Source organism: Candidatus Polarisedimenticolia bacterium, from assembly GCA_036004685.1.
GTDB lineage: Bacteria > Acidobacteriota > Polarisedimenticolia > Gp22-AA2 > AA152 > DASYRE01.
The window spans coordinates 63,208-76,966 of record DASYRE010000011.1 but is presented as its reverse complement, the minus strand read 5'-3'; the positions used below and the strand labels follow the sequence as shown (position 1 = coordinate 76,966).

The 13,759-nt window shown below is 64.8% G+C and carries 7 protein-coding genes; all 7 read left to right on the top strand.

Annotated elements, in window-relative coordinates:
* Positions 1–40: 40 nt before the first annotated feature.
* The 7 genes from VGR67_03090 (at position 41) to VGR67_03060 (ending at position 13,719) form a co-directional block, all read left to right on the top strand.
* A complete protein-coding gene (locus VGR67_03090) occupies positions 41–2,110 on the top strand; it encodes a carboxypeptidase-like regulatory domain-containing protein (protein ID HEV8335380.1) in 2,070 nt (689 codons plus the stop codon).
* Positions 2,110–4,941 carry an ATP-binding protein gene (locus VGR67_03085; protein HEV8335379.1) on the top strand — a complete coding sequence of 944 codons (2,832 nt, stop codon included), beginning with the start codon at positions 2,110–2,112 and terminating at the stop codon, positions 4,939–4,941. Before VGR67_03090 ends, VGR67_03085 begins: the two co-directional genes overlap by 1 nt.
* Positions 4,934–5,344: a carboxypeptidase-like regulatory domain-containing protein gene (locus VGR67_03080; GenBank protein ID HEV8335378.1), complete on the top strand. Its 411-nt coding sequence runs from the start codon at positions 4,934–4,936 to the stop codon at positions 5,342–5,344. Before VGR67_03085 ends, VGR67_03080 begins: the two co-directional genes overlap by 8 nt.
* A 4-nt stretch (positions 5,345–5,348) precedes the next feature.
* On the top strand, positions 5,349–6,770 hold the full coding sequence (locus VGR67_03075) for a sigma-54 dependent transcriptional regulator (protein HEV8335377.1): 1,422 nt from the start codon (positions 5,349–5,351) through the stop codon (positions 6,768–6,770).
* Between the two features lie 262 nt (positions 6,771–7,032).
* Positions 7,033–10,752, top strand: coding sequence for a TonB-dependent receptor (locus VGR67_03070; protein ID HEV8335376.1), 3,720 nt, complete (start codon positions 7,033–7,035; stop codon positions 10,750–10,752).
* A 202-nt stretch (positions 10,753–10,954) separates the two neighbouring features.
* A complete protein-coding gene (gene cysS, locus VGR67_03065; protein ID HEV8335375.1) occupies positions 10,955–12,385 on the top strand; it encodes a cysteine--tRNA ligase in 1,431 nt (476 codons plus the stop codon).
* On the top strand, positions 12,385–13,719 hold the full coding sequence (locus VGR67_03060) for an acetyl ornithine aminotransferase family protein (GenBank protein HEV8335374.1): 1,335 nt from the start codon (positions 12,385–12,387) through the stop codon (positions 13,717–13,719). The genes cysS and VGR67_03060 overlap by 1 nt, the downstream gene beginning before the upstream one ends.
* Positions 13,720–13,759 lie beyond the last annotated feature (40 nt).

Here is a 13,759-nt window from a genome sequence, read left to right as displayed (position 1 = left end):
CGACAATCGTCTCAAAGCATCGCACGCATCCCGGATCGTCGTGGGTCCAGGTTTGTCCCCACCGCGCCGCTTCGCGCGACCCCTTGCCCTCATCCTTTCCCTTTCCGCCGCCATTCTCCTTGTTGCCCCCGCCCGGGCCGAGGATATTCGCGGATGGAGCGGTGCCGTCCTCGATCCCCTGGGCGCTGGCATCGCCGGCGTCGAGGTCCTGGTCTTCTCCGCTGAAGGCGAAAGTCGGGAAAGCCCGGCGGAGATATTTAAGACCGACCGGTCGGGGCGCTTCCGATTATCGGGGCTCAACCCGGGGCGGTACATCCTCGCTCTCAACAAGCCGGGATATCAAATCCTGCTGGCCCAGGTGCATACGCGCTGGATCTCGAAGCTGGCCTTGACCCTGATCCCGCGCCGGGATATTCCGGCCGCGCCGATCGGCAACGACTCGATGGACTGGATCCTCCGAGCTCCCCGAAGCGATCTCCTTAAGCAGATCGGCAGGGAGGTCCCCGGCCCCTCGGCGGAGAGCGGGGCGCTTCCCGGTGGTCCTCCCGTGTCGGCTTCCAGCCCGCGGGTCGCAGCCCTCGGGAGCCTGCCGTTCAACGCCGACGTGGAGCAATGGTACACGACCAGTCCCGGATTCTCGGGACGGAGCTCTGAGGGAGGCGGTGCCAGCGGCCGGACGACGGCGTTGCGCTTCGACGGCGACCTTCTGGGGCACGGGAGCTGGCAGGTCGACGGTGTCCTGGGGGTTCTCACCACCGGAGGCGGCCAGGAGACGGGTCGAGACGAAGGGGCGGACCGTCTCCGGCTCGGCTTGGACTACCGTGTCGGCGAAGCGGATTCGGTTCGCGTCCGGGCCCGGTACGACCGCGACAGCTACCGTCAAGAAGCCTCTTCCCTGGGGGCCCTCGCCCCTGCCTCTGCCGACCAGGAAGTCCGGACCATGGGATACCGTGCCGATTGGCTCCGTGACCTGGAAGAAGGAAAAGGGCTGGAGATGAACGTCGGTTTCCTCCAGGCCCAGGGGCGCTATCCGCTCTCGACGGGCGAGGCCGCACCGGTATCCGATTCTGAAGAAGGTATCCAGGACAGAAGGTGGGACGCGGGAGCGCGCTACGGGTTCAATGTGTCGCCCGAGCACCGGGTGAGCGTCCGGGCGCAGACGCGGCTCTACCGCTACGGCCTGCGCGACGAAGGGTGGGTCCTGGTCCCATTCCAGATGGAGCGCTTCCGTCCGGAAGGGGCGGATCGAGGTTGGGTTCTGTCGTTCTCCGGCGAGGATGCGTGGCGGATCTCGAATCCGCTCAGCGTGAGCATCGGGCTGGATTACCAGCGATCCCGGGGAGGGTGGCCGGTGTCCGCCGTCATTCCCCGCCTCGGCGCCCGGCGTGAGGGGGATCGGGTCGTCGTTCAAGGTCAAATCCTCTTCCGAATGGAATCAAGCTCGTCGTCCGATGCGGCCGGAAACTCCGCCGCGGAGGCCACCGGCGGTGATCCGACCTCCCTCGGCTACCGTGCTGAAATCCTTCAGCGGGTGGGAGAGTCCTGGACGATCGCCGGGCACGCGGAACGAAATCCATCGTATGACGATATGGAACGCGGCTGGAGCAATCCTCAAGGTCCGGCGGATCCCGGCGAGCTTCTCTTGACGGACCCCTCTTCGTGGGTCGAGGAGGTCGGGCTCAAGGTGACCAAGCGGCTCAGGGGAGTCGAGGGAACTCTTGGAACCGATTCGGGCCGGGTCCGGGGGCGTCTTTCCGCCCGCTTGGACGGCGCTCCCATCCTCTTCCTCGTGGACGGTGAAGTGCATTACCTCACGCTCCGAGCTTCGGCTTTGGTCACCAAGACGGACACCGAGGTGAGGCTCGACTACCGGAGGCTGGATGGCCTGGAGATTTCCGCCCCCTCCGGCGATCTCTACCAGGCCTCGCGCGTCGACCTGTCCTTCCTGCAGCAGGTCCCTTTGGCGGGCAAGCGCATTCCCGCGGACTGGAGAGTGCTCCTCGCCTTTCAGACGCTCAGCCGCGAGGGGGTCGAGTCCGTCCAGGCCGGCGGCGAGCCCTGGCCGGAGAGGATTCATCGGATCAGCGGCGGCCTTGGGGTGAAATTCTGATGCCGGCCAGGACGAGCGTTTTGTCGGTCCGTTGGCTGGCTCCCCTCGGACTACTCCTCCTGCTCCCTCTCAGCGCTCTCAGCTTTCTGAATCGCGCCACCTCTCTGCACGGCGAGGACGGGGTCCGATGGGCGGAAGCTTCCGGCGTCCTCAGGGCGGCGAGGGTGGCGCCGGACGGTCCCGGAGAACGCGCCGGAATCCAGCCCGGCGACCGGCTCCTCTCGGTCGACGGGACTCCCGTCACCGGCGCATCCGGACTTCGCGACCTGCTCTGGGGCAAAGGGGGGGCGGCGACGGCTTATCGGCTGCGACGCGGAGAGACCGAGACGCGGCTCCTCTTGATTCCGTCGTTGAACGGAGAAGAGAACCGCTTCTTCTATTACTTGTGGGTGGCGGGGATCGTCGGGCTTGGCGCCGGGTGCCTGGCGGTCTGGAGGCTCCGCAACGAGCCGGCCGCGCCGCTCCTTTTCCTGCTGAGCGCCGCCCTGTGTCTGGTGTTCGCCCTCTCCCCGGGGGGCCGCGGGGGGGCCCTGGATTGGATCTTCTATTGGGGCGATTTGGCCGGCCGGCTGCTTGCGCCTCCGCTGCTGATTCATTTCGTTCTGCGGATCGCGGACGGTGAAGAAAAGCGGAGCTCGAAGTTCCTGCCGCGCGCCGCCCTGTACGTTCCCTCGCTGGCCTTGATGGCCCTGAGTCTCTATCTCATTCCCTTCCGCGGGGCGCTTCGCTTTTCCGACCCGCTCTCGGCCGTGGCGCTCAAGGATCGTCTCGAGCTCTTGTTGATCTCAATCTACGGAGCGGCCGCCGTCCTTCTCCTGTTCCTTCGTCTATGGACGGCGCCTCGCGCCAGGATTCGATGGCGGCTGCGGTGGCTCGCTCTCTCGGCCGCCGCGGCTTTGCTGCCGCTGGCGATTCTCTATGGCATCCCGGTGGCTCTGAGGATCCCGCCGGGACCCGTCGGCGAGCTCTCGGTGTTTCCTCTTTGTCTGTTGCCGCTCGGGTTCGCTGCGGCCCTCTTCCAGGAGCGGACCGTGGACCTGGACCGGAGCTTGCGCCGGGCGGTTCAAGGGACCCTCGGGACGGCCGTCCTCCTGGGAGGCGCTTTCCTGCTCTCGTGGGTTCTCGGTCGCCTTACGGGAGGTGAGTCCGGGGGCGGGATTCTCACCGAGGTGATACTGCCTCTCGGGGGCTCGGCCCTCGCAATGATGCTCCTTCGCGGACCGACGCGGCGGGTCACTCAATCCCTCTTCGGCGGCCAGCCTCCGGCGCTTGGACAGGTCCTCCCTGAGCTCCGGACCGTCCTCAGCGGCGAGATCGACTTGGACGAGCTGGCGCGCGGCCTCTTGAGTCGTCTCGTCGAGCTTTTCCGTCTCGATTCCGCCGTCCTGCTGGTCCGGGAGGGAAGTGAGAGCAGATTCCGGCGGGTCCCCTTGGCGGCGGAGGCCCCGGGCAGCGCCACTCCCATTCTCGGGGAGCGGTTCGTCGCGGAGCTGGCGACACGGGAAGTGGTGTTCTTGGATGAAGACGGATCTCCTCCCGGCGTCGGGCCAGTGCGATTCGCGGGCTGCCGGTACCTCTTCCCCCTGTCCGTCCGAGGCGATCTCAAGGCCATCCTTCTCACCGGGTCCCGCCGGGACGGGGCGCCCCTCGAGGCGGAGGCGCTCGAATCGCTTTCCCTGATTGCGGATCAGGCGGCGCGGAGCGTGGACGCGGCCCGCCTTAACCAGGAAATCCGGGAGCGGATTCTCCGGGAAGAGAAGCTGAGAGGGGAGACCGAAGCGATTCTGGAGGCGAGCGGTATCGGGATCCTCCTGGCCGATCGACAGGGTTTCGTGACGCTGGCGAACGGGGCAGCCGCGGCCATCCTCGGACAGGATTCCCTGAAAGGGGCTCCTCTGGATCGGCTCCTGCCGCGGGGTCTCCTGCTCCTTCTCGACCGTTCCCGGCGGGGGAATCGGTCCGGAGCCCAGGACCGCGCCTTCCGCTACTCTTTCGGCGCATCCGACGGGCGCACGCGGGTCATCAACGTCACGCGCGCCGCCCTGACCATGCCGGAGGACGGCGGACACGTTTACACCCTCGACGATGTAACCGAGGAGACGCGGCTCGAGGAGAAGATGGTGAGGCAGGATCACCTCGCCTCCATGGGACTCCTCGCTTCCCAGGTCGCCCATGAGGTCAACACCCCCTTGACGGGGATTGCCAGCTACGCCCAGATCCTCATGGCCCGGCTCTCCTCCAAGCTCCCGGAAATGGATCTGCTCCGCAAGATTGAGAACCAGGCCTTCCGGGCCGCCGGGATCGCCGGGTCGGTCCTCAATTTTGCGCGACGCCGCGAGGGAGAGGGGTTCCAGATCCTGGATCCCGGCCCGGTCGTCGCCGATTGTCTTTCGCTCTTCGAGCCGCACCTTAAAGGCAAGCGGATCCGGGTGTCCACGCAACGCGCCGCCTGCCTCCCCGCCACCCGAATGAACCGTGGACGCGCGCAGCAGGCGGTGATGAACCTCCTCTTGAATGCGGCCCAGGCCCTGCCGGAGGGAGGCGAGATTGGAGTGGCGACCGATTACCAAGAGGCCCATCTGAGGATCCGCGTCACCGACAACGGCGTCGGGATTCCCGCCGCGATCCAGGCCCGGATCTTCGAGCCTTTCTTCACGACGCGTCCTGCCGGTGAAGGCACCGGGCTCGGGCTCTCGATCGTGCGGCAAATCGCCCGGGAGCACGGGGGGCGGGTGGAAGTGGAGAGCAGGCAGGGCGCAGGAAGCACGTTCACCCTTCTGTTCCCCGCGGCGGAGGTCCCCGCCGCCGCACGGAAGACGGCCCATGGCTGAACGCGGGAACAGCCTCGTCACCGTGAGCCGGGCAATCGTCGGAGCCCTCCTGCTCGGAGCGGCGTCCGCGGGGGCCTGTCGGGCCGCCGATGCCGACCGGGCCGCCGGACCGCCTCCCGGAGGCGTCACGGGGAAAGTGATCGACTCCCAAGGCAAGCCGATGGCGGGAGTCCGTGTCACGCTGGGGCGCCGGCAGGGAGAGGCGCGGGTCGCGCTGACCGATCCCGAGGGGGTGTTCTGCTTTTGCAGGGTGGATGCGGCGCGCGACTACACGTTGCGGGTGGAAAAAGAGGGGTTTGCGACGATCATGGAAAGCGATCTTTCCGTCGGCCGGAGAAAAATCGCCGTGCGGAACCTGACGTTGCGGGACGAGAAGGGTTTTCAGCTCCGGCAGGGGTCCTGAGCACGTGACGACAGAATCGATCTCATCGGACGTCGACCGCGGCTCGTCCCGGATCCTCGTGATCGACGACGAGGAGACGGTCCGAGACATCCTGATCCATGTTCTGACCGAGGCGGGACACGAGGTGCATGCGCTGCCCTCGGCGGAGGAGGGTCTGCGAGCCCTCGAGGGGGGCTCCTACGATCTCCTGGTACTCGACTTGATGCTCCCGGGGATGGGCGGGTTGGAGATGCTACGGGCCATCAAGGCGAAGGAACCGGAGCAGATCGTGCTGATGATCACCGCCTTCGGCTCGGTGGAAACGGCTGTGGAGGCGATGAAGGAGGGGGCCTTCGATTACCTTTCCAAGCCCTTCCGCCACGAGGAAGTCCTGGTCACTGTCCGCAACGCCTTGAGCCAGAGGAATCTCCTGTTCGAGAACCGGACGCTGCGCCGGGCCCTGTCCACGGGCGGCCGGGGGGGCGAGCTGGTGGGAACGAGCCGCCCGCTCCAGGAGCTGCAGCGCCTGCTCGACCGGATCGCTCCCAGCCGCAGCACGGTGCTCATCCAGGGGGAGAGCGGCACGGGCAAGGAGCTGGTGGCGCACGCCATCCATCACCGCAGCCGGCGCGCGGCGCGCCCCTTCGTGGTGGTGAACAGCGGCAGCGTCCCCGCGGACCTTCTGGAAAGCAATCTCTTCGGTCATCTGAAAGGAGCCTTCACGGGAGCGGTGGCTTCGAAGAAAGGCCTTTTCGAGGTGGCGGACAGCGGTTCCCTGTTCTTCGATGAAATCAGCTCCATCCAGCCGGAGGTCCAGGCCAAGCTCCTCCGGGTCATCCAGGAGCGGGAGTTTCTTCCTCTCGGCGCGGTAGAGAGCCTCCGGGTGGACGTGCGAATCATCGCCGCCACGAATATCGACCTCAAGGAGCTCGTCGATCAAGGCAGCTTTCGCGAGGATCTTTATTACCGCCTCAACGTCATCACCGTGAAGCTCCCTCCTTTGAGGGATCGGCGGGAGGACATCCCGCTTCTCGCCAGTCACTTTCTCCGTCGCTTCGCCCTCGAGAACGGCCGGCCGCTGCCGGAGATTCTCCCCGAGGCGATGGAGGTCCTTTTGGACCATTCCTGGCCGGGAAACGTGCGCGAGCTGGAGAATCTTCTGGAGCGTGCCGTGGTTCTGGGGGGCGGGGGTGCGATCGGCCTGGACCTGCTGCCGGCCGAAGTCCTGTCCGGCCGATTCTCCGCCCAAAAACCGCCGGACGGGGACGCCCTCCGGCAGGTGGAACTCGATTACGCTGAAACAGTTGCCCAATTCGAAAGGGATCTCATCGAGGAGACTCTTCAGCAAGCCCGGGGCGTTCAGCGGCGAGCCGCCAAGATGCTGGGGATCAAACCCACCACCCTGAACGAGAAGATCAAGAGACTGGGGGTCAAGTTACCCCGTTAGAGCCCTCCTCCCCGCTGCAATGAAACCGCAGTCCAGCCGGCGCAAAGCCTTGACATCGATTGGGATGGTCGTAATATAAACCTACGACAGCTTGCTCTCGAACGCGTTCGCGAGAACGTTTATGTCGTTGACACTCTCGGTTTCGGATGTCTAAAATGACGATCCCGTTCATGTCATCAGGGCGACGTTGGATCCCCCCGGGGGGGAGGGTTCTGTCGCTAAGACGAGAGCTCCCGTCCTCACCTACCCGGAGGCAGGCGCCATGATCGACCGTCGAGCTTCCCGTCTCGCGGTAATCCCCGCCATCATGCTGGCCCTGGTTTCGACCTGGGGCCTCACCCAGACGACCCCGAGCATCCTCAAGGGAATCGTCGTCGACAAGGATGGAAATCCGCTCCCGGGTGTCACGGTCACCCTGGAGAATCCCTCGCTCGGCATCGCGGCCATGGGCGGTGTCACGAATGCCCAGGGGGAGTTCCGCATCACTCCGGTTCCGGCCGGGAAAGGGTACGTCCTGCGGGCGTCGTTCCCCACGTACCAGAAGATCGAGTTCCGTGACATCGAGATTCCGCAGGGAAGGACGATCGTCCAGAACATCACCCTGCGCCCTGAATTCAAAGTGGTCGAGCGGGTGGAGGGCAAGGAAGACGTCGTCGACACCGAGAAGACCGAGATCAAGACGACCATTTCTTCCGAATTCATTTCGGGCCTCCCGGTGCTGGGGCGCGACTATCAGGACGTGCTCACCCTGGCGCCCGGCGTGACCGACGTCAACAACACCGGAAACCCGAACATCCATGGGGCGCGCGACACCGACGTCGTGACGCTCGTGGACGGCGTCAGCACGACCGATCCGTTCACCGGGCAGTTCGGGCAGAACTTGAACGTGGAATCGATCGAAGAGATCGAGGTCATCACCTCGGGCGCCAGCGCGGAATTCAGCCGCGCCCAGGGAGGCTTCGTCAAGATCATCACGAAGTCGGGCGGCAACGAGTTCAAGGGGACGTTCAAATTCGAGATGCGGACCAACAAGCTCGACGGCGACGGCGCCGGGATCGACAGGGCCGACGTCCGGGGCGGCTTGGGGGAGCGGGACGGGTTCCGCAACATCTCGTTTACCGACCTTTATCCTTTCATCTCCCTGTCGGGACCTTTCATCAAGGATCACCTCTTTTATTACTTCGCGCCGGAGTATTCCCAGGAGCAGGTTCCGATCAACGCCGGAACCCAGGCCTTCGTCCAGACCACCAAGAGCCAGCGGCTCACCGCCAAGGTGACCTGGAACATGACGGCGGACAACCGCCTGACCTTCACCGGGCTCTGGGACGACGAGCAGGACTTCAATCTCGGACTCGACAGCTTTACCGACAAGGAGTCTGCCTATACGTTCGGCCGCGGCGGGCCCACGCTGACGCTCTCCGAAAACGCGATCTTCAACCCCTCGCTGTCGCTGGAATCGACGATTTCCCGCTTCGATCAGACGTTCTTCTTCGAGCCGGATACGGATCCGGACACCAACGGGAACGGCATTCTCACGACCGACAACCGGCGCGATCTCGGAGGGAACAATGACGGGTTCATCAACCTCAGGGAGCGTGATGCCGGGTGGGACCTGGACGGGGACGGCCGTTTCGACGTTTTCGAGGACTTTGACGGCGACCATAGGCTCAGCGGCTGCGTCGACGTTTTCGACCCGGATACCCTGGCTACCACCAAGATCTGCCACCCCCCGGAGGCCCCGATTGGAGAGGATCGGGATTGGGACGGGCGCCTCACCAATCCCGTGGGTTGCGAGGGGCCGAACCGGGAGGATGTCAATTGCAACGGCTTCCTCGATTTCGAGACCGATTCCAACGAAAACGGCGTCGTGGATCCCGATGAGGACACCGGCATCCCTTGCGGCAACCCCACGCTCTGTCCTCAAGGCTACATTCCCGGCACGCGCGGCAACGGGCAGCTCGATACCGAGGATCGCAACGGGAATCAAGCCCTGGATGACACCCCGTTCCCGAATTGGGCGGACTCGAACCACAACGGCATCCCCGAACGCGGGGAATTCACGGCTCCCCTGCCTCCTGACCATCAATACGTGCTGAACTTCAACACCAATCGGGTGACCGGCCCCTACTTCTTCACCGAGCGCGACAGCCGCACGCGCGACAGCCTGAAGGAGGATCTCTCCTATTACATCGATGACCTGCTCGGCAGCCACGACATCAAGATGGGGCTTGCCTGGGAGAAGGAGGGCTATCACTCCCACGCGACTCAGCGCCCGATCTGGCAGGTGGCGACGGGAGCCGTCGACCAGGCCACCGGACAAGTGGGCGGCACGATCGGCTCGTTCCTCGCCACGCAGGAGAATGCGCTCAATTCGGCGAACAGCAACAACATGGGCTTCTACATCCACGACACGTACAAGCCTCTGCCCAATCTCACGCTCGGCCTGGGTGTGCGGTTCGATCGCGAGGAAGTCAGCTCTCACGGCTTCGATTTCTTCGATCCCGTCGAGCAGCGAAGACAATACAACATCCTCATCGGTCTCAACGGGTTCGAACGAGGGACCGACTTCAATCAAGACAATATCTACGATCAAGGGCTCTGGAATGATCCTCTCCACAGTGGATATGCGGGGGACGACGACGGAAACGGCCAACCGGACACCAACCATTTTGCACAGATAGAAGGGCAGTTGGCTGCTTTGGCGCCGCAGCGCTTCACCCAGCACAACTTTAGGACCAGCATCCTGGGCAAGGATCCCAATCTGGACCTCAACGGGGGGCCTCCGCGGGCGGCCCAGGACTTCACGATCACCAACAACAACCTCGCGCCGCGGCTCAGCGTGTCCTGGGACCCCTGGGCCAACGGCAAGACCAAGACCACGGCAAGCTGGGGGCGTTTCTACGATAAGCTCTTCCTCAGCTCGGTCATCAACGAGGAGGGGCCCGACCTCCTGAACCCCTACTACCAGTACGACATCGACGGGGTGAACATCGCGGGCCTGCCGGACAACAAAGTCGGCCGGGCGATCTCCCTGCCGCCTCCGAACGCGTTTCAGATCGATCGCGAGATGCGGACGCCGTTCACCGACGAGATGACCCTCGGATTCCAGCGGGAGATCGCGCCGGAGGTGTCGATCTCAGTGAACTTCATCCGCCGGAAGTTCCGGGATCAGCTCCAGGACATCGACGCGAACCACAGCGTGCGGCGGAATTGCGGCCCAGGGGACAGGACCCGCGACGGGCTCTGCGACAAGTTCGGCCTCACGACCGTCGTCCCCGCGCAGGGGAACGGGGATGGGCAGGGATCCGTCGTCCCGGACCACTATCCGGATCTGTTCATCAACAATTACTTCTTCAACCAGATCCTGCGCATCGGGAACTTCAACTATCAGGCCTATCACGCCTATGAAGTGACGATGACGCGGCGGCTGAGCCGGAAATGGCAGATGGACGCGAATTACACTTTCTCCAAAGCGACCGGGCAGGCCGAGGCCTTCACCAGCGAAAGCGGAGACGACCCCTCGCTCACGGAGCTGAAGAACGGCTACCTCGACTTCGATCAGCGCCACGTGGTGAAGTTCCACGCGATTTCCTACTTGCCGGGAGACTGGCAGGTCGGCGGCGGTCTGACGTGGTCGTCGGGGCTGCCGTTCTCATTCGTGAACCGATTCCAGTCCGGCGACGACAACAACTACACGCAGACCCGCCGTCTTTACGGATACCGAGACCCGAACGGCGGCGATTTCATCTCGGAGGATAGGAACATCCACCGGAACAAGGCCGTCTATTCGCTCGACGCGCGGACCGAGAAACGGTTCGTCATCGGGCGAATCACGGCCGGCGCTTTCTTCTCGGTGTTCAACATCCTGAACACCGACAATCTGCGCGTCGCCGAGATCGACAACCGGGTCAGGACGCTGCAGAGCCTCGAGACGCGGGATTTCGGCCGGCGGTACCAGTTCGGGATTCACATGGACTTCTGATCCCTGAAGCGCCCTGACGCCCCGGGGGCCGGCGACGGCCCCCTTTTTTTTGGTTTCAGCCGGCCCGGCGCGCGTTGACACCTGCACGAGGGAGGGGATAGACTTTTTGCGAAGTTCCGCAGGGCAATTTGAAGGAATCCCGGAGAGACGCCGCTTTTTGTGAAACTGGCGGCCGCAGGCGCGAGAACGCCGAGAACATCGCTTGATCCGTTTTCATAACACCTATACGCGGACGAAAGAGGACTTCCGGCCTCTCGTGGAGGGGGAAGTCCGCATGTACACGTGCGGTCCGACCGTTTACGACTATGCCCACATCGGCAATTTCCGCGCCTACGCATGGGAGGACCTGCTCCGCCGCTACCTCAAGGCCCGTGGCTTCCGGGTCCTCCAGGTGATGAACATCACCGACGTCGACGACAAGACGATCCGCGGGGCGCGGGCCGCGGGGATGAGCCTGGACGAGTTCACGGAGCGCTACATCCAGGCGTTCTTCGAGGATCTGGACACGCTCGGCATGGAGCGGGCGGAGCATTATCCCCGCGCGACCCGACACGTCCCGGAAATGGTGGAGCTCATCCGCCGGCTTCTGGATAAGGGGCACGCCTACGAGAGCAAGGGCTCGATCTATTTTCGACTCGATTCCTTTCCGGATTACGGCCGGCTGGCAAGCCTGGATCGGCAGGAGCTGATCGCCAACTTCCGGGTCGACTCGGACGAATACCAGAAATCCGACGTCCGTGACTTCGTGCTGTGGAAGGCCCGGAAGGACGAGGAGCCGTTCTGGACGACCCCGCTGGGAGAGGGCCGGCCCGGCTGGCACGTGGAATGCTCGGCGATGAGCATGCGCTACCTGGGCGAGACGTTCGACATCCACACGGGGGGAACCGACAACATCTTCCCGCACCACGAGAACGAGATTGCCCAGAGCGAGGCGGCCACCGGTCGGAAGTTCGTCCGCACCTGGATGCACTGCGCCCACCTCGTGGTCAACGGCGAGAAGATGTCGAAATCCAAGGGGAACTTCTTCACGCTGCGCGATCTGATCGCGCGGGGCTACGACCCGCAAGCCGTCCGGTACCTGCTCGTCTCCCAGCACTATCGGAAGCCGCTCAATTTCACGCTGGAGGGAATCTCCTGGGCCGTTTCGAACCTGGATCGTCTGGGCGACTGCGTCAGGAGGCTGGAGGGGCCCCACCCCTTGGCGCGCAACGACGAGCTCCTGCGGCTCGCGGACCAGACCCGCGATCGATTCTATGAAGCGATGGACGACGACCTGAACAGCGCCGCCGCGCTTGGCTTCCTCTTCGAGCTGGTCCGCCAGATCAACTCGGCGGCCGATCGCGGGGATCTTGGTGAAGCGGACGCCCAGGCGTCCCGCGCCCTGTTCTCGGAGATCTCCGCCGTGTTCGGCTTCCGGTTCGGAGCCGCCCCCGATCTCGAGGCGGAGGTGGAGAGCCGGATTCGCGAGCGGGAATCGCTGCGGAAGGCCCGGAAATTCGCCGAAGCCGATGCCATCCGGGACGAGTTGCTGCGCCGCGGAATCCTCCTGGAGGATACTCCCGCCGGCGTGCGCTGGAAGAAGAGAACCGAGCCCGGAACGGCCGTTCAGCCCCGAACCTCTGGAGGAAAGTGATGACACCCGTCCCCCGGCTTGCGACTCCGCTTCCCGGCCCCAAGGCCCGGGCCTGGATCCAGCGCGACACAACCCGCGTCTCCCCTTCCTATACGCGGGCTTACCCCCTCGTCGTCGAGCGGGGGGAGGGGGCCGCGATTCTGGACGTCGACGGCAACTGGTTCCTGGATTTCACCGCGGGAATCGCCGTGACGTCGACCGGGCACAGCCATCCGGAAGTCGTGAAGACGATCGCCGACCAGGCGGCGCGCCTGATTCACATGTCCGGCACCGACTTCTACTATGCGCCCCAGATTCGTCTCGCCGAGGAGATCGCGGAGCTGGTTCCCATCGACGGTCCCGTCAAGGTCTTCTTCGGCAACTCGGGCGCCGAAGCGAACGAGGCGGCCATCAAGCTGGCTCGCTATCACACCCGCCGCCAGCGGATCCTGGCCTTCTACGGTTCCTTTCACGGACGCACGCTCGGAGCGCTGTCGCTGACGGCGAGCCGGGTCGCCCAGAAGCGAGGATTCTTCCCCCTGGTGCCGGGGGTCGAGCACATTCCGTACGCCTACTGCTATCGGTGCCCCGTGAACCGCCAGGTCGAGACCTGCGACGTCGAGTGCTTCGGCCAGGCGATCGACTTCCTGTTCACCCGCACCGTGCCGCCGGAGGAAGTGGCGGCGATCGTCCTGGAGGTCGTCCAGGGGGAGGGAGGGTACGTGGTGCCTCCCCAGAAATTCCTCGATCGAGTTCAGAAAGTGGCGCGTGAAAACGGCATCCTCATCATCGTCGACGAGGTGCAGTCGGGAATGGGGCGGACGGGCCGGATGTTCGCCACGGAGCATTTTGGCGTGAAGCCGGACATGATCACGCTCGCCAAGGGCATCGCCTCCGGCCTTCCGCTCGGTCTCTGCGTCGCCCGCGAATCGATCATGAACTGGACGCCGGGGGCCCACGCGAGCACGTTCGGGGGCAATCCGGTCTCCTGCGCCGCCGCCTTGACGACCATCCGGCTGCTCAAGGAGCAGTACCTGGAGAACGCGCGGATCCAGGGCGATCGCCTCCTCGCCGGCCTGCGGGGCGTCATGAGCCGGCAGGCGATCATCGGGGACGTGCGGGGCCTCGGGCTCATGGCGGGCGCCGAGATCATCCAACCGGGGGCCGAGCGCGCTAAGAACCCGAAGGCCCGGGACGCCATCGTGGAGAAGGCCTTCTACCGCGGCCTGCTCCTGCTCGGGTGCGGCGACAACACCGTCCGGTTCTGCCCGCCGCTGGTCGTCACTTCCGAAGAGGTGGATACTTGCCTCCGGCTCTTCGAGGAGGCGGTGGCCGAAGTCGCCTCCGGTCTCTGACCCCTTCCCGCGCTCCGGGCGGCGCGACGCCGGCCACCTC